The sequence below is a fragment of the Streptomyces sp. MGP-BFMKR1 genome (assembly GCF_057766585.1).
The window spans coordinates 6624831-6646834 of the sequence record NZ_CM173408.1 but is presented as its reverse complement, the minus strand read 5'-3'; the positions used below and the strand labels follow the sequence as shown (position 1 = coordinate 6646834).

Below are 22004 nucleotides of genomic sequence, written 5' to 3'. Positions count from 1 at the left end.
CACGTACCGCGGGCGGCCCTCCACGGGCGCGGGTCGCGGTATAGCGTGCCCGTATGGAACTCGACCGCTTCATGCCCGAGCACGACTTCCGGTCCGTCTACAGCCGTCGGATCGCGGCCGACCCCGCGACGGCCTGGCGCGCCTTCCAGGAGCTGACCGCCGAGGAACTCCACATCACACAGATGCTGACCGGCATCCGCTCGCTGGGCACGCTGCGGCTCAGCGGGCGGGTGTCGGAGACGGCGCCGGTGCCGCTGTTGGCGCGTGACGAGCTGGCCGAGGTGCGCGGGAAGATCGCCAAGTTCTGGTACGTGCGGCCCGAGGTGGCCCCGGTCCCGGACGGTGACCCGGCGGCGTTTTGCGACTTCACCGAGCCCGGCTGGGCCAAGACCGTCACCGGGGCCCGGGTGGTCGCCGACGGCGACGGCAGCCTCATGACCATCGAGACCCGGGTGCGCTGCACGGATGAGCGGTCCCGGCTGATCTTCGGGGCGTACTGGCTGGCGATCCGCGCGGGCGGCGCGGGGCTGGTCCGGCTGGAGATGTTGCAGGCCGTCGCGCGGCGGGTCGAGCCGGTGGTCGCGGCGGCCTGACGGCGCGCGGCGCCAACCGTCGCCCGCCCGCCCGCTCGCTCGCGCCGCGGTTCGCCGGGCGCGCGTACGCCGCCGCCGGACACGGGGTTCCGTGTCCGGCGGCGGCGCGTGGTGTGGGCCGGACCCCGGCGCGGGCCCGAAGCCCGGGGACCCGTGGCCCGGCGGGGGCATCCGCCGGGCCGCCGGGGTCAGGGGCGGCGCCCCCCGTCGTCGTACGGCCGGCCGTGGCCGCCGTACCCCTGGCCGCTCCCGGGCCGCTGGCCGGGGCCGGTGCCGTAGCCGGAGTGGTGGCCCTGACCGAAGTCCCGGCCGAAGTCCTGGCCGTGGGCGGCCCGCTGGCCGTACGGGCCGGGGGCCGCGGCCATCGCGGGCTGGTGGGCCAGCGGGCGGGTGGTGGGCTCGACGGGCTCCTCGCCGTGCGAGAAGTGCGGGAGCCAGCCGAGCCAGCGGGGCAGGTACCAGTTCTTCTCGCCGAGCAGCGACATCACCGAGGGCAGCAGCACCATGCGGACCAGGGTCGCGTCGAGCAGGACCGCGACGGCCAGGCCGACGCCCATCTGCTGCATGTCCTGCATGGACAGCATCGCGAAGACCGCGAACACGGCCACCATGATCGCCGCGGCGCCCGAGATGGAACCGGCGGTGGCCTGGACGCCCTCGACGATCGCCGCCCGGGTGGAGCGGCCACGGTCGTGCGCCTCCCGGATGCGGGAAACCACGAAGACGTGGTAGTCCATCGACAGGCCGAACAGGATGACCAGCACGAACAGCGGCATCCAGGACTCGATCGCGCCGACGCTCTCCATGCCGAGCGCTCCGGCGCCCCAGCCGTGCTGGAAGACCGCGACCATCACGCCGTACGCGGCGGCCACCGACAGCAGGTTGAGCACGATCGACACCAGCGCGATGGGCACCGAGCGGAAGCAGACCAGCATCAGCACGAAGGTCATGGCGATGATGAACAGGAAGACCGGCACGATGCCCGTCTTGAGCTGCTCGTTGAAGTCGACCGAGCCGGCCAGGTCACCGGTGACGTACACCTTCTCGGTGGCGTCGGCCAGCGTGCTGGGGATGACGTCCTCGCGCAGGGTGGTCAGGGCGTGCTTTGACTCGTCGTCGGAGCCGTTGCCGGCCAGCGGTACGTCGATCTCCGCGACGCCCTTCTCCGGGTGGGTGACGACCTCGACGGTGCCGAACTCGCCGGTCGCCGCGGCCTTCTTCCTGAAGTCGGCCACCGCGTTGACGAAGCCGGGCGCGGCCACGTCGGCTTCCATGACCACCTGGGCCGGGGACGGGCCGCCGGGGAAGGTGTCGGTGATCTCGCGGAAGGCGACCGCGATGCCGGCGTCCTTGCCGAACTGCTTCTCCAGGCCGAGCTGCTCCGTCTTCATGCCCACGGCCGGCGCTCCGAGCGCCACCAGCACGACGGCGGACAGCACGGCGAACACCTTCGGCCGGGCCACGACGGGCTTGATCAGCGCCGTGACGAGGCCGGCCTTCTCGGGCCGCGCGGCCCGACGCTCGGCCCGGCGGCCCAGGAACGGCAGCCGGCCCTTGTTCACCCGGTCACCCAGCCAGGACAGCATCGCGGGCAGCACCGTCACGGAGCCCAGCATGGCGATGAAGACGACCACGATGGTGGCCACCGCGAAGCCCTTGAACAGCAGCAGCCCGGAGAAGAACATGCCGGCCATGGCGACCATCACCGTGAAGCCGGAGACCAGCACGGTGCGCCCGCTGGTGGCCGCTGCGATGCGCAGCGCCGTCTCCGCGTCCCGGCCAGCGGCCCGCTCGTCCCGCTCCCGGCGCAGGTAGAACAGGCAGTAGTCGACGCCGACGGCCAGACCGACCAGGAACATCACCGAGTTGATAGTGGGCGTCAGGTGCATCTGGTGGCTGACCAGCGCCAGCACGCCGAAGGTCGCGACGCAGGCGGTCAGCGCGAGGATCACCGGGAGCAGCGCGGCGACCGCGGCGCCGAAGACGACGAAGAGGATGCCGAGCGCCAGCGGTACGGCCGTGAACTCGGCCTTCTTCATGTCCTCGCCGAGCACCGTGTCCAGCCAGGTGGCGGAGCTGGCTTCGCCGAACTGGTAGACCTCCAGTTCCTTGTGGGACATGGCCGCCTTGTCCACCAGGTCCATGACGGGGTCGACGCGGTCGCCGGCGGTGTCCGCGTCCCCCTTCATGGCGAAGCTGATCAGGCCCTCCCGCCCGCTGTCGGAGCGGACCGGGTCCTTGACGTCGTCGACCTCTCCGGTCTTCTCGATGTCGGCGGCGAGCTGGTCGGCGACGGCGCGCCAGCCGTCCGGCTCGGCGCTGCGCACCATCACCATCTCGCCCGCGGGGGTGGTCAGGCCGGCGTCCTCCAGGATCTTCTCGGCCTTGACCGAATCGCCCGCGCCGTCCTCCGAATTGGTCATCTCGACCATGCCCGACGCGCCACCGACGACGGCGAGCAGCACGACGAACAGCAGCCAGCCGAAGATCGCGGTCTTGCGGTGGCGGGTGCTCCACCCGCCGAGCCGGGCCGCGAGATTCTGCTTCATGGCGTTTCTCCCCCTGAGGTAAGGACCGAATAAGTCACGTCCTCAACCTAGGAATCGCCAGGTCCGCTCCCCAGCCGCCAAGGCACCCAACGCTAGAAGCAAAAGGCGAGGTCGGCGGGGTGGTGCTAGGTACACCCCGGCTCGGGGCCCGGGGCCAGTGCCGCACAATGGTCGGGCGGCCAGACTGGACAGTGCCCGAGGTACGGGCGGTACGGCCCACGACGGGGAGAGGCACACATGAGAGTCCGCAACGCGCTGCGCGTATCCGCCCAGGGGTTCGCGCTGGGGTTCGTCACCCTCGCGGGCTCGATCACCCTGTTCGTGGCGACGGTGCTGTCGATCGTCTTCATCCTGCTGGGCATCGGGCTGATCACGACCCCGTACGTGCTGGCCGCCGTGCGCGGCTTCGCCAACTGGCGGCGGCGCATCGCGGGCGACTGGGCGGGGGTGACGATCCCCGTGCCCTACCGGCCCTTCCCGCCCGACCTGCGCCCCGGCTTCACCGGCCTGGTCGAGCGGTGCACGCTGCTGCTCAAGGACCCGGCGACCTGGCGGGACCTGCTGTGGTTGTTCACCGACATGACGGCGGGCTACGTCACCTCGCTCTTCTCGTTCATCCTCATCCCGTACGGCATCTACGGCTCGGTGCTGGCGGCGGGCGTCTGGCGGCCGATCGTGAACTCGGGCGGCAACGAGTGGTACGCCTTCATCCCGGTCTCCTCGCAGTCCACGGCGAACCTCGCGGCGCTGCTCGGTCTCGGCTTCCTGGTCCTCGCGGTGTTCGTGAACCCCGCGCTCCAGCGCGCCCACTTCCTGGTCGCCCGCGGCCTGTTGGCGCCCACCCCGCAGATGGCGCTCACCGCCCGGGTGGAGCGGCTGACCGCGACCCGGCACGACGCGGTCGACACCTCCGCCGCCGAGCTGCGCCGCATCGAGCGCGACCTGCACGACGGCGCGCAGGCCCGGCTGGTGGCGATGGGCATGAGCCTGGGCACCATCGAGGCTCTGATCGAGAAGGACCCGCAGCAGGCGAAGAAGATGCTGTCGATGGCCCGGGCGAACTCGGCCGAGGCGCTGGCGGAGCTGCGCGACCTGGTCCGTGGCATCCACCCGCCGGTGCTGGCCGAGCGCGGCCTCGGCGACGCGGTGCGGGCGCTGGCGCTGCGGATGGCGATGCCGGTGGAGGTGGACGTCGAGCTGCCCGGGCGGTTCGAGGAGCCGGTGGAGTCGGCGGCGTACTTCGCGATCAGCGAGGTGCTGACGAACGCGGCCAAGCACGCGCGGGCCGAGCGGGTGTGGCTGGACGTGCACCACGCGGACGGCACGCTGCGGATCGCGGTGACCGACAACGGCCAGGGTGGGGCGGACACCACCGCCGGCACGGGCCTGACCGGCATCGAGCGGCGGCTCGGCGCCTTCGACGGGGTGCTGGCCGTCAGCAGCCCGGTGGGCGGGCCGACCATGGTGACCATGGAGATCCCGTGCGACCCGTACCCCGCCCCCTCCCGCAGGTCGTGAGCCCGCCCGCGAGGTGGGGACGGGACCCGGTCGGGCCGCGCCGGGCGTGACCGGGCGCGGCCCGCGGCCGTGGGCGCGCCGGGGGCTCGGTCGGCTGGATTTCGCGCCTGCCGCGCGGTTTGGGAGCATGGGCCGAGCGCTGGCGCACCGCCGCGCCCGGGACCTGAGATGGATGCAGATGAACGAGTGGACCCAGATCCGGGACCGTGCGGGTTCCATCGTGCGGGAGGACGCGGCGTTCCTCGTGGTGAACAAGCCCGCCGGCGTCTCCGTGATGGGCGAACGGCACGAGAGCGACCTGGTCCGGATGGCGGAGGAGGTCGGCGAGACGCTGATCCCGTGCCACCGGATCGACAAGGCGACCTCGGGCGTCGTGCTCTTCGCCAAGCAGCAGCGCATCCAGTCCGAGGTGACCCGGCAGTTCAACAAGCGCACGGTGGACAAGGCGTACCTGGCCCTGGTGCCCACCGACGGGCGGCCCGGGGGGCTGCCGGAGCGCGGCACCATCGACATGCCGCTGAGCGTGGGGCGCAAGAACCGGGTGCGGGTGGGGGCGCAGCGCGAGGACATCACCACCGACGCGCCGGCGGCGACGGAGACCGCCCACGGCTGCTGGCGGGTGCCGGACGAGAAGGTGTTCACGCACGTCAAGACGTATCCGTCGATCACCCACTTCACCCGGCTGTGGGCGGACGAGCGGCACACGCTGCTGGCGATCGAGCCGGTGACCGGGCGCCGGCACCAGATCCGGGTGCACCTGGCGTGGATCGGGTTCCCCATCGTGGGCGACCCGCTGTTCGACAAGCAGGCCGCCGCCCGCGGCGAGCGGACCTGCCTGCACTCGTGGCGGCTGGCGTTCGACGCGACGTGGGCGGGGGGCGAGCGGGTGACGGTCTCCGCCGACCCGGGGGACGACTTCTGGACGCCGGTCGCGGAGCGGTTGCCCGCGGGCGGGCCGGCTGCCTGGCTGGAGGGGCCCGCGGCGGCGGGTTCCTCCTCCGCCTGAGCCGCGCCGGGTCGTCCGGCGCGTACGCCGGCCGGGCCGCGCCCCGCGCCCACCTGGCACCGCCCACTCCGTGGCGGGCGGGCGGGGCGCGCTCGGTAGAGTGCCAGGGCATCCGCCGCCGGAACGCCGGCGGCACCTGATCCCTTCGCTGGAGTACGCCGTGCGCGCTGTCGTGGCCGAAGACCTCTTCCTGCTCCGGGACGGTCTGGTGCGGATGTTGGAGGCGTACGACTTCGAGATCGCCGCCGCGGTGGAGTCCGGGCCCGAACTCACGCGCGCGCTGGCCGAGTTGGAGCCCGACGTGGCCGTGGTGGACGTGCGGCTGCCGCCGTCCTTCACCGACGAGGGACTCCAGTGCGCGCTCGCCGCGCGCCGGGCGAAGCCGGGCCTGCCGGTCCTCGTCCTGTCCCAGCACGTGGAGCAGTTGTACGCGCGCGAGTTGCTCGCCGACGGCAGCGGTGGCATCGGCTACCTGCTCAAGGACCGGGTCTTCGACGCCGACCAGTTCATCGACGCGGTACGCCGGGTGGCCGCCGGCGGCACCGCGATGGACCCGCAGGTCATCTCGCAACTGCTGACCCGGCGCTCGCAGGACAAGCCGATGGGCAACCTGACGCCCCGTGAGAAGGAGGTGATGGAGCTGATGGCGCAGGGCAGGTCCAACGCGGCCATCGCCGCGCAGCTCTTCGTCACCGAGCGGGCGGTCGCCAAACACACCTCGAACATCTTCGGCAAGCTCGGCCTGCCGCCGTCCGACGACGACAACCGGCGCGTTCTGGCCGTCCTCGCCTACCTCGACCGGGGCTGACGACACCGGCCGCAAGGCGTCTCGACCCGGGGTCTGGCAGCGGTTACGGTGCCCTCGCATGTGTCCACCGATCCTGACGAACCGTGGGGGCATCCGTGAGTGACCTGACCAGACGCACCGTCCTCGGCACCGCCGGCGCCATCGGCGTCACCGCCGCGCTGGCCGCGCACGGCAGCGGGGCGAGCGCCGCCCCGCACGCCGGTGCCGGCGCGGCCCGCGATGGCAAGCCGTACTCCCTGGCCCCGGCCCGCGCGGCCCTGGCCCGGCTGCTGCCCGACCACGTGGACCAGTTCCGGCTGCGGCTGCTGGCCGACGGCCCCGGCCGCGGCGCCGGGCGGCGGCCCGCCGGCCGGCACGACCGCGACCGGCGCGAGCGCTTCACCGTCACCGGCTCCACCGGACGCGTCGAGGTCGCCGGGACCAGCCCGGCGGTGATCCTCACCGGCGTGCACTGGTACCTCAAGTACACCTGCCGGGCGCACCTGTCGTGGTCGGGCAACCAGCTCGACCTGCCCGAACGGCTGCCCGCCCCGCGCGAGCCGCTGCGCCGCTCCACCGCCCTCCCGCACCGCTTCGCCTTCAACGACACCCACGACGGCTACACCGCGCCGTACGCCGACTGGGACCGCTGGGAGCGGATGATCGACCTGCTCGCGCTGCACGGCTGCAACGAGGTGCTGATCACCGCGGGCCAGGAGGCGGTCTACCACCGCTTCCTGCAGGAGTTCGGCTACTCCGACGCCGAGCTGCGCACCTGGCTGCCCGCCCCGTCCCACCAGCCCTGGTGGATGCTCCAGAACATGAGCGAGTACGCGGGCCCGGTCAGCCCCGAGCTGCTGGCCAAGCGGACCGCGCTGGGCCAGCGCATCGCGGACCGGCTGCGCGAGCTGGGCATGTCGCCGATCTTCCCGGGCTACTTCGGCACCGTCCCGGGCGGCTTCGCCGAGCGCAACCCCGGCGCGCGCACCATCGAGCAGGGCACCTGGAACGGGCTGCCGCGCCCGGAGTGGCTCGACCCGCGCACGCCCGTCTTCGAGCGGGTCGCCGCCTCCTTCTACCGCCATCAGGAGGAACTGTTCGGGCCGGCCGTCGGCTACAAGATGGACCTGCTGCACGAGGGCGGCAACCCGGGCGACGTGCCGGTCGCCGACGCGGCGCGCGCCGTGCAGGACGCGCTCGCCACCGCCCGGCCGGAGGCCGTCTGGGTGATTCTCGGCTGGCAGGAGAACCCGCGCCGGGAGCTGCTGGACGCCGTCGACAAGAGCCGGCTGCTGGTCGTCGACGGGCTCTCGGACCTGGAGCGGATCGGCGACCGCGAGCGGGACTGGGGCGGCACGCCGTACGCGTTCGGCACCATCCCCAACTTCGGCGGGCGCACCACGATCGGCGCCAAGACCCATATGTGGGCGGATCGTTTCACCGTCTGGCGGGACAAACCCGACAGCGCGCTGGTGGGCACCGCGTACATGCCCGAGGCCGCCGAGCGCGACCCGGCCGCCTTCGAACTCTTCAGCGAGCTGGCCTGGCGGGACGCGGCCGTGGACCGCACGGCCTGGTTCCGCGAGTACGCCGACGCCCGCTACGGCGGCCGGGACCGGCACGCCCACGAGGCGTTCGACGCGCTGCGCGAGAGCGCGTACGAGATCAGCAGCGCCGACGGGAGGCCGCACGACTCGATCTTCGCGGCGCGGCCCAACCTCGGCGCCCGCTCGGGCACCTACTACGCCACCCGCGAGCCCGCCTTCGACCTGGCCGTCTTCGACACCGCCTTCGCCGCCCTGCTCGGCGTGCGGCCCCCGCTGCGCGGCTCGGACGCCTACCGGCACGACATCACGGACCTGGGCCGACAGGTGCTGGCCAACCGCTCCTGGCAGTTGCAGCCCCAGCTCAAGTCGGCCTACCAGCGCGGCGACCTGGCCGCCTTCCGCGCCCTGTCCCGGCTGTGGCTGCGGCTGATGGCGCTGAGCGAGGAGATGTCGGCGGCGCACCGCAGGTTCCTGCTCGGCCCGTGGCTCGAGGACGCGAAGCGGATGGCGTCCAGCGAGGCCGAACAGGCCCAACTGGAGCACTCCGCGCGGGCGTTGATCACCACCTGGGCCGACCGCGCCACCGCCGACACGGGCCGGCTCGCCAACTACGGCAACCGCGACTGGCAGGGGCTCATCGGCGACTTCCACCTGCCGCAGTGGCAGCTCTACCTGGACGAGCTGGAGGACGCGCTCGCAGAGGGCCGCGAGCCGAAGACGTTCGACTGGTACGCCATCGAGGAGCCGTGGACCCGGGAGCGCAAGAGCTACCCGCAGCGGCCGACGCGCGACGCGTACCGCACCGCGAGCCGGGTCCGCGAGGTGCTGGCCCGCGCACCGTACCAGGGCGCCATCGAAGTCAGCGCCGACCCGACCGCGCTCGCACCCGGCGGCAGCGCGCTGGTGACGGTGGACTTCCACAACATCAACGGCCTGGCCCCCACCGGCCGCGTGGACTTCCGCCTCACCGGCCCGGACGCCACCCCGCAGGGCCCCACCTCGGTGCCCAGCGTCCCGGCCGCCGGCCACGCCACCGCACAGTGGCGGGTGACGGCGCCGAGCACGCCGCTGGCGGCGCCGCTGGAGCCGCTGCCGTACGAGCTGAGCACGGCCTACGGGCCGCGCGGCGAGGACCGGATCACCGACGTGCGTCGGGGCACCCTCCACGTCGCCGGCCCGTTGGAGGCCGGGCTGCGCACGGTCACCACCAACGACGCGGTCTTCGGCCAACTGGGCGACAGGTACGCCATCGCCGGCGGCGGCCGGGACCTGTGGAAGGCCACGGCCGAGTTCGGCGCGGTCTACCGGCCCCGGTCGCTGGCCACGGGCGGCGCGGTGAGCGTGCGCGTGACCCAGCAGCCGGCGACCGGCCCGTGGGCGCGCGCGGGCATCATCGTCCGCGACGACCTGTCCACCGCCGGCTCCCCGGGCTTCCTCAACCTGGCCGTCACGCCCGGCAACGGCGTCGTGCTCTCCTACGACGCCAACGGGGACGGCACCGTGGACACCTACCGGCGCGTCACCGGCGTGCGGGCGCCCGTCCTGCTGCGGCTGACCCGCGAGCCGTCCGGCGCGTACACCGGTGCGCTGTCCACGGACGACGGGACCACCTGGCGCACGGTGGGCACGGTGAGCGTGCCCGGCGCCGCCGACCAGCAGGACGCGGGCCTGTTCATGACGGCCACGCACGGCGGCTCGGGGGCGCACGGGCTGGTCGACTTCGCCGACTGGCGGACGCGATAGGCCACGGGTCGCGGGGCCCTCGGCGCGGGCCCCGCGACCCTGCCGCGCAGGTGACCATCGCCTGCCTCGCTCGTTCTACGGGCCGTGGAACAGCAGCAGGCGACAGCGCCCCCCAGCGAGCCCCCCGGCCCCCTCGACCCGGAGGTCGCCGAAGCCGCACTCGCGGAGCACTATCCGCACCTGGTGCGGCTCGGCTACGTCGTCCTGCCGCCCGACCTCGGCCGCACCCGCCGCGTGCTGACGGCGCACGCCCTGGCCCAACGCGCCCTGCCGCGCGGCGCGACACCCGCCGACGAGCCGGTCGCGACCCGCCCGGCCGGGCTGCCGGGGCAGCGCGCGGCGCGCGAGGCGGCCGGCGGCTACGCGCCGCTGCGGCTGCGGGTGCTGCGGGCCGCCCTCGAGGCCGCGCGACCGCGGCGACGCTGGGAGTTGCCGCCCCGCGCCGCCCTGCCGCCGCTGCTGCCGCAGGTGTGGGGGCTGCGGCTGGCCCCCCGCTCCGGCGGGGCCGCCGCGCTGGCCCTGGAACAGACCCTCGCCTCCCTCTCCGGGCCCGGCCGGGCCGCCTTCGCGCTGCGTGACCTCGACGGGCTCGACGGGCCGGCGCTGCGCCGGGTCCTCGCGGAGGCGGGCGTGGCGGACGCGGACGCGGCCGTCGCCGAGGCCGACGGCGTCCCCCGGGCCGACGGCGCCGACCGGCCGCGACTGGACTCGCCGGAGTTCGACCCGTGCGCGCTGCGCGCCCGGCCGACGGACCTGGCGCGCCGCCGCCAGCACGGCCGGGCCGCGTTGGCGGCTGCGGCGGCCCTCGCGGTGTGCGCCGTGTTGCTCGGGATGCCCGGCGACGGCTGGGGCCCGGACGGCGCCGCGGCCCCCTCCTACGCCCGTAACCCCGCGGCCGACGCGGCGCTCGACCCGAACCGTCTCACCCGCGCCGAGCCGAACGCCTGGCGCACCGCCAGTCGACGCGACTTCGCGACCTGGCCCGCGCGCGGCGACCGGCTCGGCGACCGCGAACTGCTGCGGCGGGCGCTGGCCGTGTGGGCGCGGCCCGGCGGCTCGGTGCGGGTCTCGGCCACCCCCGGCACGCTGCCCGGACCGCCCGCCGGGCCGCCCCAGTTGCTGTTCGCCGGCACCGTGGACCAGGACGCCGTGGTGCTCTTCCACGACGGGCTGCGGGTGGTCAGGTACGCGGAGGCCGGGAGCGGCGACGGCGGCGGCGCGCTGCTCGACCTCGGGCGCGCCGACGCGGCCGACCAGGCGTCGGCGACGGCCCTGGTCCTCGGCCGCGTCGACGGCAACGTGCGCTACCTGACGGCTCCCTGGGTGCGCTCGGTCGCGGTGCGGAACCTGCTGGCGCCGCAGGACGACGCGCGGCCCGTCACGCGCGGCGCCGACGGGGTGACCGCCCCGGTGCGCAGCCCCGCCGAGGCCAGGGAGTGCACCTCCTGGCCGGCCCTGCAGCTCGGCCCGCACCTGGCCACGGACCTCGGGGAGTTGGTGCCGGCCCGGCTGACGTACGGGTCGCCCAGCACCGCCGGCACCTCCGGCACCACCGGCACCGACGCGACGGGCGCGGAGGCGCTGCGCGACCTCGCCCGCACCGCCTGCCACCTCCCGGCGCTCCGCGGGGCCGGCGTGCGCAGCGTGAACGCCTGGCAGTTCGCCAGCCAGCCGCTCCCGGAGGCCGCGGGCAACGCCGCCTGGGTGTGCACCAGGGCGGAGACGTGGCGCGGCGCGGGCGCCAGGACGCTGGCCCAACTCCAACTGCCCGCGCGCCGCCCCGACGCGCCGGACACGGCCGCCGCCCGCGCGGAGGACTCGGCGGCGTGCGGGCCACGCGCCCCGCACGTGCTGTCCGGGGTGCTGTGGAAGTCCCCGGCCGGCCAGTGGTACGTGCTGGCCGCGGGCGACTCCGAGGTCACCTCGATCACGTTGAGCGGCGAGATGACCGGCTCGACCCCGGGCAACCTGCTGGCCCTGCCCACCGAGCCCGGCACCCGCCCCGACCTCAGCGCGACCCTGGCGAGCGGCGAGCGCCTCACGGCGCTGCGCTGACCGCCCGCCCCACCCCACCCCACGCCTGACCGCCCGCCCGGTCCCGGCTCACCCCCGGGACCGGGCCAGTTCGCGTGGGGGCGGCGGGTCGGCGGGCTCGCGAAGGGGCCGGGCGGGACCGGGCGGCGGAGGCGGGATGGCAGGGGCTGGTCGCGGGGCCGGGAGGCGGCCGTCGGCGGTGGAAATTCCCGAGTGCGCACCCCTGTTGCCATCTACTTACCCGCCAGTACATTGACGCCATGTCTAATACGGCCAAGGCGCGGCCCGCCCCCGTGGCCTCGGAGTACACCCCGCTCACGGCACGGAACATGGACTTCGAGTGGTCCGGCACCCCCCTGCACTGGGTGCCGGGCGACCCCGCCACGACGCACACGATCAACGTGTTGCACCTGCTCCTACCCGCCGGCGAGCGCTGGTTCGTGCACGTCTACAAGCAGGCCCTGCCGCTCATCCGGGACGAGCGGCTGCGCGCGGACGTGCTCGGCTTCATCGGCCAGGAGGCCATGCACTCCCAGGCGCACGACCAGGTACTGCCGCACCTGGCGCGGCTCGGGCTCGACCCCACCCCGTACACGGCGCAGGTCGACTGGTTCTTCGAGAAGCTGCTCGGTGACCGCACGCTGCCGCCCGGCCGGGCACGCGACTGGTGGCTCCTTGAGCGGATCGCGCTGATCGCGGCGATCGAGCACTACACGGCGTTCCTCGGGGACTGGGTCCTCGGCGCCGACGCGCTCGACCGCAAGGGCTGCGACCCGGTCATGCTCGACCTGTTGCGCTGGCACGGCGCCGAGGAGGTCGAGCACAGGTCGGTGGCGTTCGATCTGTTCCTGCACGTGGACGGCGGCTACCGGCGCCGGGTGCGGACCTGGGGCGCGGCGCTGACCGCGCTGGTCTTCCTCTGGCAGCGCGGCGTCAGGTTCTTCATGGCCAACGACCCGACGCTGCGCGACGGCAAGGCCAGCCTGCGGGAGTTCGTGCGGGCCGGGCGGCAGGGCCTGCTGCCCCGCCCCGGCGCCATCGCCCGCTCCATACCGGCGTACCTGAGCCCCGGCTACCACCCCTCGCGGGAGTGCAGCACCGCCCAGGCCCTGGCCTACCTGGCCAACTCCCCCGCCGCGACGGCCGCCGAGGCCAAGCCGACCCCCACCCGCTCGACCGGAGGTGCCTGACCATGGCCCGCGTCCCCCTGCCCCGCCCCCGCACCGTCATCGCGCTCGCCGCCGCCGCGCTCGTCGTCCGGCACGCCCTGGGTCGCGGTGTCGAGCGGTCCCCGCTGTGGCCCATGCCCGCGCTTGAGGACCCGATATCCGGCCGCGACCGGGCCGGGCGCGACGGCGTGGCGCTGCGCATGATGATCACCGAACGGCAGGAGGCGGCCGACGGCGTGGTGCGCCTGCGGCTGAGCGGTGCCGAGTTGCCGCCCTGGCAGCCCGGCGCCCATCTGGACCTCGTGTTGCCCTCGGGGACGATCCGGCAGTACTCGCTGTGCGGCGACCCGGCCGACACCACCTCGTACACCATCGCCACCCGGCTCGTCGAGGACGGCCGGGGTGGCTCCCGGGAGGTCCACGAGCAGTTGCACGAGGGCGAGGAGGTCGAGGTGCGGGGGCCGCGGAACCGGTTCCCGCTGGTCGAGGCTCCGGCGTACGTCTTCGTCGCGGGCGGCATCGGGATCACGCCGATCCTGCCGATGCTGCGCGCCGTGGAGGCGGCCGGCGTGCCGTGGCGGTTGGTGTACGGGGGGCGTTCGCTGGCCAGCATGCCGTTCGTGGCCGAGGTCGAGAAGCTCGGCGGCCCCGAGAAGGTCAGCGTGCTGCCCGAGGACGAGCGGGGCCGGCCGGACCTGGCGGCCGTGCTGGCCGGCGCGCCCGAGGGGGCCGCGGTCTACTGCTGCGGGCCCGACGGGCTGATGGACGCCGTCGCCGAGCTGTGCGCGGCCGACCCGCCCGGCGGCGGGCTGCACATGGAGCGGTTCGCGCCGGGCGGGGCGAGGCACCGTGGCGGCGTGGACACGGCGTTCGAGGTGGAGCTGCGCCGCACCGGCACCACGGTCAGCGTCGGGCCGAAGACCAGCGTGCTGACCGCCATCCGCGAACAGGCCCTGCCCGACCTGGCGTACTCCTGCGCCCAGGGCTTCTGCGGCACCTGCCTGCAACGGGTCGTCGCCGGCGACATCGACCACCGCGACGAGTTGCTGACCGACGCGGAGCGCGACGACCAGATGCTCATCTGCGTCTCGCGGGCGTACGGGGACAAGCTCGTGCTCGACCTCTGAGCCGGTCGGGGCGGTGTGGCGGCCAACTAGGATGAGGCCATGGCCAAGAGCGCACGCCGCAGAATGGGCGTCGAGGAACGACGCGAACAGCTCATCACGGTGGCGCTCGACCTCTTCGGCAGCCGGTCCCCCGAGGACGTCTCGATCGACGAGATCGCCGAACGCGCCGGCATCTCCCGGCCGTTGGTCTACCACTACTTCCCCGGCAAGCAGAGCCTGTACGAGGCGGCGCTGCGGCGGGCCGCCGACGAGCTGAGCGCCCGCTTCGTCGAGCCGCGAGAGGGGTCGTTGGGCGAGCGGTTGCTGCGCGTCATGGGCCGCTTCTTCGACTTCGTCGAGGACCACGGGCCCGGCTTCTCGGCCCTGATGCGCGGCGGCCCGGCCGCGGCGGTCGGCGGCGGCGACGTGCCGCACGCCGCGGGCAGCGCCCGCGCGACCATCGACGACGTGCGGCAGGCGGCGTACGAGCAGATTTTGGCGCACCTGGAGGTCGAGCGGCCCTCCGCGCGGCTCGCGCTGATCGTGCGCTCGTGGGTCTCGCTGGCCGAGACCACCGCCCTGCTGTGGCTCGACGGGCGCACGGTCGCGCGCGCGGAGCTTGAGGTGCAGCTCGTGCACGACTTCGTGGCCCTCGCCGCGGTGGGCGCCGTGGCGGACCCGGAACTGGCCGACCTGGTCCGGGACCTGCTCGCCCAGGAGCCGCCGGACGGCCTCTTCGCCGACCTGCTGACACGGCTGGTCACGCTGGTGCCCGAGGCGCCCCAGGCACCCGAGGCACCCCAGGCACCTGCGGCCTCCCGGGTTCCGCAGGGCCCCCACGTCCCCCGCACCTCGCCCGTCTCACACACCCCGCGCCTCCCGCACGCTCCCCGGGCGCCCGAGGCCCCCCGGGTCTGAGAACTCCCCGTGTCCGGGCTTTCCGAGGGCTGGGATACGCGGGTCCGGGATGCCCGGGTTGTGCGGCTACGTCCCGCCTGCGGGACGGGCGGTGGCGGGTGGTCGCCGCGTGCTGGCCGGTGGGTCGCCGGCTGTTGCGCGCCGGGACGTTGATCGCCCGACGCCTGTTCGACGCTGAGTTGTCAGACACTGGGGGTAGCGTCACCCCTGTGACCACGCACGCGACACCCCCGAACCCCCTCCACATCCTGGCCGCCGACCCCACGGGACGCTCCCTGGGACTCGACTTCGACCTGCCGCCGGGCACCCTGCACCGGCTCACCCTCGACGGTCTGTGGCACGAGCCGCTGCTGTGGCGCGCCACCGAGCCGGCCACGGAGGACTCCTGGGGGCGGCTGCTGCCCGCGCTGAAGGCGGCCGGGTTGCGCCCGGTGCTGCTCGGCGGGGAGCGCGAGAGCGATGGCGACCAGCCGTGGAACGAGGAGCTGGGCCCGGACCTGGTGACCGACCCGGACGACTTCGAGGCCGGCGCGCTGCTGGCCGAGTGGTGGGCCGACAACACCGCCCCGGTGGAGGACGAGGAGGTCGCCGCGGTCGCCGACCAGCGGGGCGCCGCCGTGGTCGATGAGGGCGTCGAGCTGGCGGACGGGCTGGAGGCGGGCCCGGAGGAGGAGTTGGCGGACGGCGCGGCCGAGGGTTCCTGGCGCGCGGGCCGCGCCCCGGGCCAGCCGGCGCGCGAGGGCGGCGCGGATCTGGACGACGCCGTGGCGCTCGCTCCGTACGGCACCGCGTGGCCCGGCCTCGCGCCGGCCTGCCCGGCCGTGGTGGACCCGGACGAGCGCGCCGCCGAGGTGGCCGCCGCCCTGGTGGAGTACGACATCCTCACCGCGCCCCGGATAGCCCTGGTGCCGGCCGAGCGCAGCGCGGACGTCCTCGCGGCGATCGGCTGGCTGGGCCCGCTGAATTACGACGAGGACGCGGCCCCGTTCTCCGCCGTGCTGCGGTCCTGGGAGGACCGGTTCGGGATACGCGTGGTGGCGCTGGAGTTCGACGTGCTGCACGTGTCGGTCCCCCACCCGCCCCGCACCCTGGAGGAGGCGCTGCCGATCGCGGCCGAGCACTTCGCGTTCTGCCCGGACAACATCTGGCAGGACAGCGAGACCCTGGAGCGGTACGCGCGGGAGCACCTGGTGGGCAAGCACAACTGGTCGTTCTGGTGGGACTGACCGGGCCGTGACGGCTCTCCCCGGCCCGCGCGCGAGCAGGCCGGGGCGAGCCGTCACAGAACCCGCAACTCGCTTGCCGGGACACGGAATCGCATCGGTTGCCGCCAGGAAGGTGACACGTCGGTCCGGCAACCGCGCCGTCCCGCCAGGGCGTCTTGGGGGGCGGTAGGGTCCCGGGCGGTGCGGGAGCGCCGGAGAGTGAGGTGCGCGGAGATGACGACCATCCCCTGGGGAGGCGACCCGCCTCCACCGAGCCCACCGGGCGGCGGCCCCGTGCCGCCACAGCCGGGCCCGCCGGCCCCACCGCCCGCGCCGCCGGCCCCGCCGGTCCCGCCGCCGGGCGACCCGAACGCCCTCTCACGGCCCCGGGGTTGGCCATCGGTGCTGCGGATGTTGCGGCCCGTGCCCGCCGGCCTGTACCCGGTGTTGCTGCCCGTCCTGTTGCTGCTCTCGCCGCTGCTGGCGCTGTACTCACTCGCCCGCAGCGCCCGCCTCGCGGCCTGGCGCGTCTTCGTGCGCGGTAGCGCCCCTGCCCCGGTGCACGACCCGCGGGTGGCGCGCCTCAAGGCCCTCCGGACGTGGGCAGCGGTCGCGGTCACGATCGCGGTCGTCGTGGCCCTGGGCAACGGCCAGGACGTGGACCAGCACCTCACCGAGCAGTGGGTCACGCTCCTCCTCGCGCCCTGGCTGCTCATCGCCAGCGGACCGGTCGTCCTCGGCGTCCTCATCTGGTTGGCACCACCCGCCCGCCGCGCCACGATGCGGGCCGCGCTGCGCGGGCCGCTGCGCCAACTCGGCCTGTTCTTCGGCACGTTGGCCCTGATGCCCGCCCTGTTCTACGGCGTGGACCTGCTCAACCCCTCGCACGCGGGCGGCAACCTCGGCTTCCTGCTGGTCCTGGCGAGCCTGGCGGCGGGCGCGTGGTCGGTGTTCCTGTTCCTGTTCGCGTCGGTCACGGTGGTCCGCACCGGCTTCGGCACGGCGGCCGTGCACCCCGCGACCCCGGCCCTGTTGACCAGCATCCTGGTCTGGGAGATCGCGGCCATCGGCGGGCTGCCCAGCGGCCCGCCGGCTCTGGCGTACGTGCTGCTCGTCGGCGGCCCGGCCACGGTGACGGCCCTCTCCTGCTGGGAGATCAGCCGACTGCGCTCCCGGTACGGGGTGCGGCTGCGCGGCTGAGCCAGCTCGCGGCGGCCCGGGGCGCCCGGGGCGGGACCGACCGCCCCGGGCCCGGGCTCACACCGCCCACCACACCGCCGTGTCGGCGGGCAGTTCGCGCGTCCCCCCTTCGGCGGGGCCGAGTTCGGCGCTGGCCACCAGCACCGGGCCGGGCTCGGGCAGGCGCACGGGGGCGGAGGTCGTGTTGACCGTGCACTGCACGCCGCCCTGTGGCGCGTCGCGCCGGAAGGAGAGCACGCCGTCGGGGGCCGTCAGCCAGCGCACCGCGTCGCCCGCGCCGAGCGCCGGCTGCGCGCGGCGCACCGCGAGCGCCCGCCGGTAGAGCTCCAGCGTCGAGTGCGGGTCACCGGTCTGCGCGGCCACGCTGAGCCGCGCCCAGGCGGCCGGCTGCGGCAGCCAGCTCGGGCCGCCGGGCTCGGGGCCGAAGCCGTACGGCGGGACGTCGCCCGACCAGGGCAGCGGCACCCGGCAGCCGTCGCGCAGCCCGTCCTGGCCGTTGCCGCGGAAGAACGAGGGGTCCTGTCGTACCTCGTCGGGCAGGTCGGTGACCTCGGGCAGGCCGAGTTCCTCGCCCTGGTAGAGGTAGGCGGAGCCGGGCAGCGCCAGCATGAGCAGCGCCGCCGCCCGCGCGCGGGCGAGCCCCTGCTCCGGGCTGGCGTCGGCGAACCGGGTGGCGTGCCGCACCACGTCGTGGTTGGACAGCACCCAGGTGGTGGGCGCGCCGACCGGGCGCATGGCGGCCAGCGACGCGTCGATGACCGAGCGCAGCGCGGCGGCGTCCCAACCGGTGGTGAGGTAGTGGAAGTTGAACGCCTGGTGCAGCTCGTCGGGGCGCAGGTAGCGCGCGGTGCGCTCGGCGCTGGGGGTCCACGCCTCGGCGACGCCGATGCGCTGCCCGGGGTACTCGTCGAGGACCTTGCGCCAGCTCCGGTAGATCGCGTGGACCCCGTCCTGGTCGAAGAAGGGCAGCGGCTGGTTGCCGAGCAGCTTGAGCTGCCCGGTCTGGCCCATGTCGGGCAGCCCGGCGGCCTTGACCAGGCCGTGCGCGACGTCGATGCGGAAGCCGTCGATGCCGAGGTCGAGCCAGAATCGCAGGATGGTGCGGAACTCGTCGTGGACGGCGGGGTGGTCCCAGTTGAAGTCGGGCTGCTGCGGCGCGAACAGGTGCAGGTACCACTCGCCCGGGGTGCCGTCGGGGTTGGTGGTGCGGGTCCAGGCGGGCCCGCCGAAGATGGACTCCCAGTCGTTGGGCGGCAGTTGTCCGTCCGCCCCCTTGCCGGTCCGGAAGTGGAAGCGGTCCCGCAGCGCGGAGCCCGGCCCCTCACGCAGCGCCCGCCGGAACCAGGCGTGCTGGTCGGAGCAGTGGTTGGGCACCAGGTCCACGATCACCCGCAGCCCGAGCCGGTGGGCCTCGTCGATGACGGCCTCGGCGTCGGCCAGGGTGCCGAACATGGGGTCGATGGCGCGGTAGTCCGCCACGTCGTAGCCGGCGTCGGCCTGCGGTGAGGCGTAGCAGGGGCTGAGCCAGACGGCGTCGACGCCGAGGTCGCGCAGGTGGGGCAGGCGGTGGCGGACCCCGGCCAGGTCGCCCATGCCGTCGCCGTCGGCGTCGGCGAAGCTGCGCGGATAGACCTGGTAGATGACGGCTTCGCGCCACCATTCGGAGTGCCGCGCGCCGGCCGCGACGCGGGGTTCGGCGGCGCGGGGTTCGCCGGCGGTGTGGTCCTCGGCGCGATGGGCGGCGGCGGGGCGGTGGTCGGCGCGAGGCGCCGCCGCGCCGGCGGGGGCGGGGGCGGTCGGGGTGGTTGCGGGGTGGTCCGTCGGAGCCGTGCCGGTGGGGGCGGCGAGGTGCTCTGTCATGTCATCCCTGGGGTGCTCGGATACGGAGCGGCGGCGCCGGCCCACGGGCCGGTGCGGCGCCACGGTGGGGCGCGGCGGGGGCGTGGTCGCTCGCCGGTCGGCGGCGGGCCACGGCGGGCTGGCTGGGTTGCCGAGGAACGTAACAGGGTTGCAAGGACACGGAAAGAGCTTGCGAAGTTTTCCACCGCGCCCCCCGAACACCGCCCCCACGCGCCGGCCCGCCAGCCGCCATACGCCCTTGACAGCCAGCTCACCGAGGATCTTCGGCAGATCCCCCACTGTCGCGCCGCGCCTACCAGCGACTGCAAGCTCTTGCAATGACGGTGTCCTCCTCCGCCGCGCGCCGCTCCCCCGAGGCCCGGCCGCAGTCGCGCGCGGGCGGTGGCCGGGCCCGTATCGGCCGCGGTGGGCAGGGCGGCGGGTGACCGGTAGGGTCCCACTCCATGACCGCACGGCTCGCCGACATCGCAGCCCAGGCGGGGGTCAGTGAAGCCACCGTGAGCCGGGTGCTGAACGAGAAGCCCGGCGTGGCCGCGGCCACTCGCGCCTCCGTACTCGCCGCGCTCGACGCGCTCGGCTACGAACGCCCCCTGCGCCTGCGCCGGCGCGGCACCGGGCTCGTCGGGCTGATCACGCCCGAGCTGGAGAACCCGATCTTCCCCGCCCTCGCCCAGGTCATCGGGCAGGCCCTGACCCGGCAGGGGTACGCGCCGGTGCTGGCCACCCAGACGCCGGGCGGCCCGACCGAGGACGAGCTGACCGAGATGCTGGTCGACCGGGGCGTGGCCGGCATCATCGTGGTTTCCGGGCTGCACGCGGACACCACCGCCGACGTGCGCCGCTACGCGCGCCTACGCGCCGCCGGCATGCCCTTCGTGCTGGTGGACGGCTACGCGCCCCAGGTGCGCGCGCCCTTCATCTCGCCCGACGACCGGGCCGCGATGGAGCTGGCCGTCACCCACTTGGCCGCGCTCGGGCACCACCGGATCGGCCTCGCGCTCGGCCCCGCGCGGTTCGTACCGGTCCAGCGCAAGATCGAGGGGTTCCAGCGCGGCATGCGGCAGCGGCTCGGCGTCGCGCCCGAGGCGTGCGCGGAGCTGATCGAGCACTCGCTCTACACCCTGGAGGGCGGCCGGGCGGCCGGCGGCGCGCTGCTCGAGCGGGGCTGTACGGCGGTGGTGTGCGCGAGCGACACGATGGCCCTCGGCGCGGTGCGGGCCGCCCGCGAGCGCGGCCTGCGGGTGCCACGGGACGTGTCCGTCATCGGCTTCGACGACTCGCCCCTGATCGCCTTCACCGACCCGCCGCTGACCACGGTGCGCAAGCCCGTACGCGCCATGGGCCAGGCGGCGGTGCGGGCCCTGCTGGAGGAGATCGGCGGGGCGCACTCGGCGGACGCGGCGAACGCCGCCTCGGCCCCGCTGTACAGCGAGTTCGTGTTCCTGCCCGAGTTGGTCGTACGGGAGTCAACCGCTTCCGCGCCGGGCGTCTCACCGGCCGCCCCCGCGCGCCCCGCCCAGGGGGCGTGAGGGGCGGATGTCCGCCCCTCGGGTGAGGCGGATACCCGACCTGCGGGTGATCTGCCGAGCAGACAAGTCTGGCAGACTGTTCTTCTATGGGTGAAGCGATTTCGAGGACTCCGGAACACCGGACGGCAGCTCTCCCGCCACCCATCGAGGAGCGCGCGGAAGAGGCCGGTCCGCCGGTCGCGCGCACCCGTCTGGCCCGGCTCCGCGCGCCCCGCAGGCCCCGGCTGTGGTTCGAGATCCTGCTCATCGCGGTGAGCTACTGGACGTACTCGCTGATCCGCAACGCGGTGCCGGCGCACAAGGACACCGCGCTGCGCAACGCCCACTGGATCTGGGACGCCGAACAGTCCCTCGGGCTGGCCGTCGAGCGCGGCGTGAACCACGGCGTCGACTCGGTCACCTGGCTGATCGTCGGCATGAACTACTACTACGCGACGCTCCACTTCGTGGTGACGATCGGCGTCCTGGTGTGGCTCTACCGCTGGCATCCCGGGCGGTACGCGGCGATCCGCCTGGTGCTGTTCGCCACCACCGGCGTGGCCCTGGTCGGCTTCTTCTTCTTCCCGCTGGCCCCGCCCCGGCTGATGCCGGACATGGACTTCATCGACACCGTTCTGGTCCACCACACCTGGGGCTCGCTGGCCTCGGGGAATCTGGCCGAGGTGTCCAACCAGTACGCGGCCATGCCCTCGATGCACATCGGCTGGTCGACCTGGTGCGGGATCACCATCGCCGCGCTGGCCCGGCCGCGCTGGGTCAAGACGCTCGGCGTGCTGTATCCGGTGGCCACGCTGGTGGTGATCGTCGCCACCGCCAACCACTTCTGGCTCGACGCCGTCGGCGGTCTGATCTGCCTGTCGTTCGGCTTCGCGGTCGCCGCGCTGTGGTACGCGGCCTCGCCGTACCGGCTGCCGCGGCACATCGTGAGCCCCGTCGCGCGGCGCTCCGTCCCCGCCCGGACCGCCCAGGCACCGGCGGCCACCAGCCAGCCCGCGCAGGCACCGGCCGGGGCCGAGTCGAGCCCCGTGCCCCCGGCCGATTCGGAGCGGCGCGGGCCGTCACCCGCCCCGAGGGCCGCCGCGGCGCCGGCGACCCCGCTGACGTCGGGCCCGGCGGAGGCTGCCGAAGCGGCCCCCGCCCCGGGCGACGGGTCGGCGGCCGACCGCTCCGGCACCGCGGCCCGCCGCTCCTGACCGCCGACCGCTCCAGCGCCCCGGCTCGCCCCTCCTGACCGGCCGAC

The 22004-nt window shown here is 74.7% G+C and carries 15 protein-coding genes; 13 read left to right on the top strand and 2 right to left on the bottom strand.

Annotated elements, in window-relative coordinates:
- The first annotated feature begins 53 nt into the window (after positions 1 to 53).
- Entirely contained in the window at positions 54 to 593 is a 540-nt protein-coding gene (locus AC3CHW_RS26610; RefSeq protein ID WP_488468163.1) for a hypothetical protein, read from the top strand.
- A 188-nt stretch (positions 594 to 781) separates the two neighbouring features.
- Here AC3CHW_RS26610 and AC3CHW_RS26605 read toward each other — a convergent pair whose 3' ends face one another.
- Positions 782 to 3142, bottom strand: coding sequence for an MMPL family transporter (locus tag AC3CHW_RS26605; protein ID WP_488468162.1), 2361 nt, complete (start codon positions 3140 to 3142; stop codon positions 782 to 784).
- Between the two features lie 237 nt (positions 3143 to 3379).
- Here AC3CHW_RS26605 and AC3CHW_RS26600 point away from each other — a divergent pair, with 237 nt between their 5' ends.
- From AC3CHW_RS26600 to AC3CHW_RS26555, 10 genes are all read left to right on the top strand, one after another.
- Positions 3380 to 4660 (top strand): sensor histidine kinase, encoded by a 1281-nt coding sequence (locus AC3CHW_RS26600; protein WP_488468161.1) that lies wholly within the window; start codon positions 3380 to 3382, stop codon positions 4658 to 4660.
- A 178-nt stretch (positions 4661 to 4838) separates the two neighbouring features.
- Complete coding sequence (locus AC3CHW_RS26595) at positions 4839 to 5666, top strand: RluA family pseudouridine synthase (RefSeq protein WP_398607840.1); 828 nt, start codon at positions 4839 to 4841, stop codon at positions 5664 to 5666.
- 160 nt (positions 5667 to 5826) lie between these two features.
- Positions 5827 to 6474 (top strand): LuxR C-terminal-related transcriptional regulator, encoded by a 648-nt coding sequence (locus AC3CHW_RS26590; protein ID WP_387589065.1) that lies wholly within the window; start codon positions 5827 to 5829, stop codon positions 6472 to 6474.
- A gap of 95 nt (positions 6475 to 6569) precedes the next feature.
- Complete coding sequence (locus tag AC3CHW_RS26585) at positions 6570 to 9743, top strand: alpha-N-acetylglucosaminidase (RefSeq protein ID WP_488468160.1); 3174 nt, start codon at positions 6570 to 6572, stop codon at positions 9741 to 9743.
- An 84-nt stretch (positions 9744 to 9827) separates the two neighbouring features.
- Positions 9828 to 11798 (top strand): hypothetical protein, encoded by a 1971-nt coding sequence (locus tag AC3CHW_RS26580; protein ID WP_488468159.1) that lies wholly within the window; start codon positions 9828 to 9830, stop codon positions 11796 to 11798.
- 239 nt (positions 11799 to 12037) lie between these two features.
- Positions 12038 to 12967, top strand: a complete 930-nt coding sequence (locus AC3CHW_RS26575; RefSeq protein WP_488468158.1) for a metal-dependent hydrolase — start codon at positions 12038 to 12040, stop codon at positions 12965 to 12967.
- A 2-nt stretch (positions 12968 to 12969) separates the two neighbouring features.
- Positions 12970 to 14073, top strand: a complete 1104-nt coding sequence (locus AC3CHW_RS26570) for a PDR/VanB family oxidoreductase (RefSeq protein ID WP_488468157.1) — start codon at positions 12970 to 12972, stop codon at positions 14071 to 14073.
- A 39-nt stretch (positions 14074 to 14112) separates the two neighbouring features.
- The gene (locus AC3CHW_RS26565; protein WP_488468156.1) at positions 14113 to 14970 is read left to right on the top strand and encodes a TetR/AcrR family transcriptional regulator; all 858 of its coding nucleotides are present in this window, start codon (positions 14113 to 14115) and stop codon (positions 14968 to 14970) included.
- Positions 14971 to 15179: 209 nt separating this feature from the next.
- The gene (locus AC3CHW_RS26560; protein ID WP_488468155.1) at positions 15180 to 16196 is read left to right on the top strand and encodes a DUF4253 domain-containing protein; all 1017 of its coding nucleotides are present in this window, start codon (positions 15180 to 15182) and stop codon (positions 16194 to 16196) included.
- 402 nt (positions 16197 to 16598) lie between these two features.
- Positions 16599 to 17375 carry a hypothetical protein gene (locus AC3CHW_RS26555; RefSeq protein WP_488468154.1) on the top strand — a complete coding sequence of 259 codons (777 nt, stop codon included), beginning with the start codon at positions 16599 to 16601 and terminating at the stop codon, positions 17373 to 17375.
- A 57-nt stretch (positions 17376 to 17432) separates the two neighbouring features.
- Here AC3CHW_RS26555 and AC3CHW_RS26550 read toward each other — a convergent pair whose 3' ends face one another.
- Positions 17433 to 19235, bottom strand: a complete 1803-nt coding sequence (locus AC3CHW_RS26550; RefSeq protein WP_488468153.1) for a glycoside hydrolase family 13 protein — start codon at positions 19233 to 19235, stop codon at positions 17433 to 17435.
- Positions 19236 to 19678: 443 nt separating this feature from the next.
- Here AC3CHW_RS26550 and AC3CHW_RS26545 point away from each other — a divergent pair, with 443 nt between their 5' ends.
- A complete protein-coding gene (locus AC3CHW_RS26545) occupies positions 19679 to 20764 on the top strand; it encodes a LacI family DNA-binding transcriptional regulator (RefSeq protein ID WP_488468152.1) in 1086 nt (361 codons plus the stop codon).
- 86 nt (positions 20765 to 20850) lie between these two features.
- On the top strand, positions 20851 to 21957 hold the full coding sequence (locus tag AC3CHW_RS26540) for a phosphatase PAP2 family protein (RefSeq protein WP_488468151.1): 1107 nt from the start codon (positions 20851 to 20853) through the stop codon (positions 21955 to 21957).
- The last annotated feature ends 47 nt before the right edge of the window (positions 21958 to 22004 follow it).

What these genes read in the sequence shown, in the direction of transcription:
- AC3CHW_RS26610 (WP_488468163.1), top strand. Translation starts at nt 54, where the DNA reads ATGGAACTCGACCGCTTCATGCCCGAGCACGACTTCCGGTCCGTCTAC.
- AC3CHW_RS26605 (WP_488468162.1), bottom strand. Translation starts at nt 3,142, where the DNA reads ATGAAGCAGAATCTCGCGGCCCGGCTCGGCGGGTGGAGCACCCGCCAC.
- AC3CHW_RS26600 (WP_488468161.1), top strand. Translation starts at nt 3,380, where the DNA reads ATGAGAGTCCGCAACGCGCTGCGCGTATCCGCCCAGGGGTTCGCGCTG.
- AC3CHW_RS26595 (WP_398607840.1), top strand. Translation starts at nt 4,839, where the DNA reads ATGAACGAGTGGACCCAGATCCGGGACCGTGCGGGTTCCATCGTGCGG.
- AC3CHW_RS26575 (WP_488468158.1), top strand. Translation starts at nt 12,038, where the DNA reads ATGTCTAATACGGCCAAGGCGCGGCCCGCCCCCGTGGCCTCGGAGTAC.
- AC3CHW_RS26570 (WP_488468157.1), top strand. Translation starts at nt 12,970, where the DNA reads ATGGCCCGCGTCCCCCTGCCCCGCCCCCGCACCGTCATCGCGCTCGCC.
- AC3CHW_RS26565 (WP_488468156.1), top strand. Translation starts at nt 14,113, where the DNA reads ATGGCCAAGAGCGCACGCCGCAGAATGGGCGTCGAGGAACGACGCGAA.
- AC3CHW_RS26550 (WP_488468153.1), bottom strand. Translation starts at nt 19,235, where the DNA reads ATGACAGAGCACCTCGCCGCCCCCACCGGCACGGCTCCGACGGACCAC.
- AC3CHW_RS26545 (WP_488468152.1), top strand. Translation starts at nt 19,679, where the DNA reads ATGACCGCACGGCTCGCCGACATCGCAGCCCAGGCGGGGGTCAGTGAA.
- AC3CHW_RS26540 (WP_488468151.1), top strand. Translation starts at nt 20,851, where the DNA reads ATGGGTGAAGCGATTTCGAGGACTCCGGAACACCGGACGGCAGCTCTC.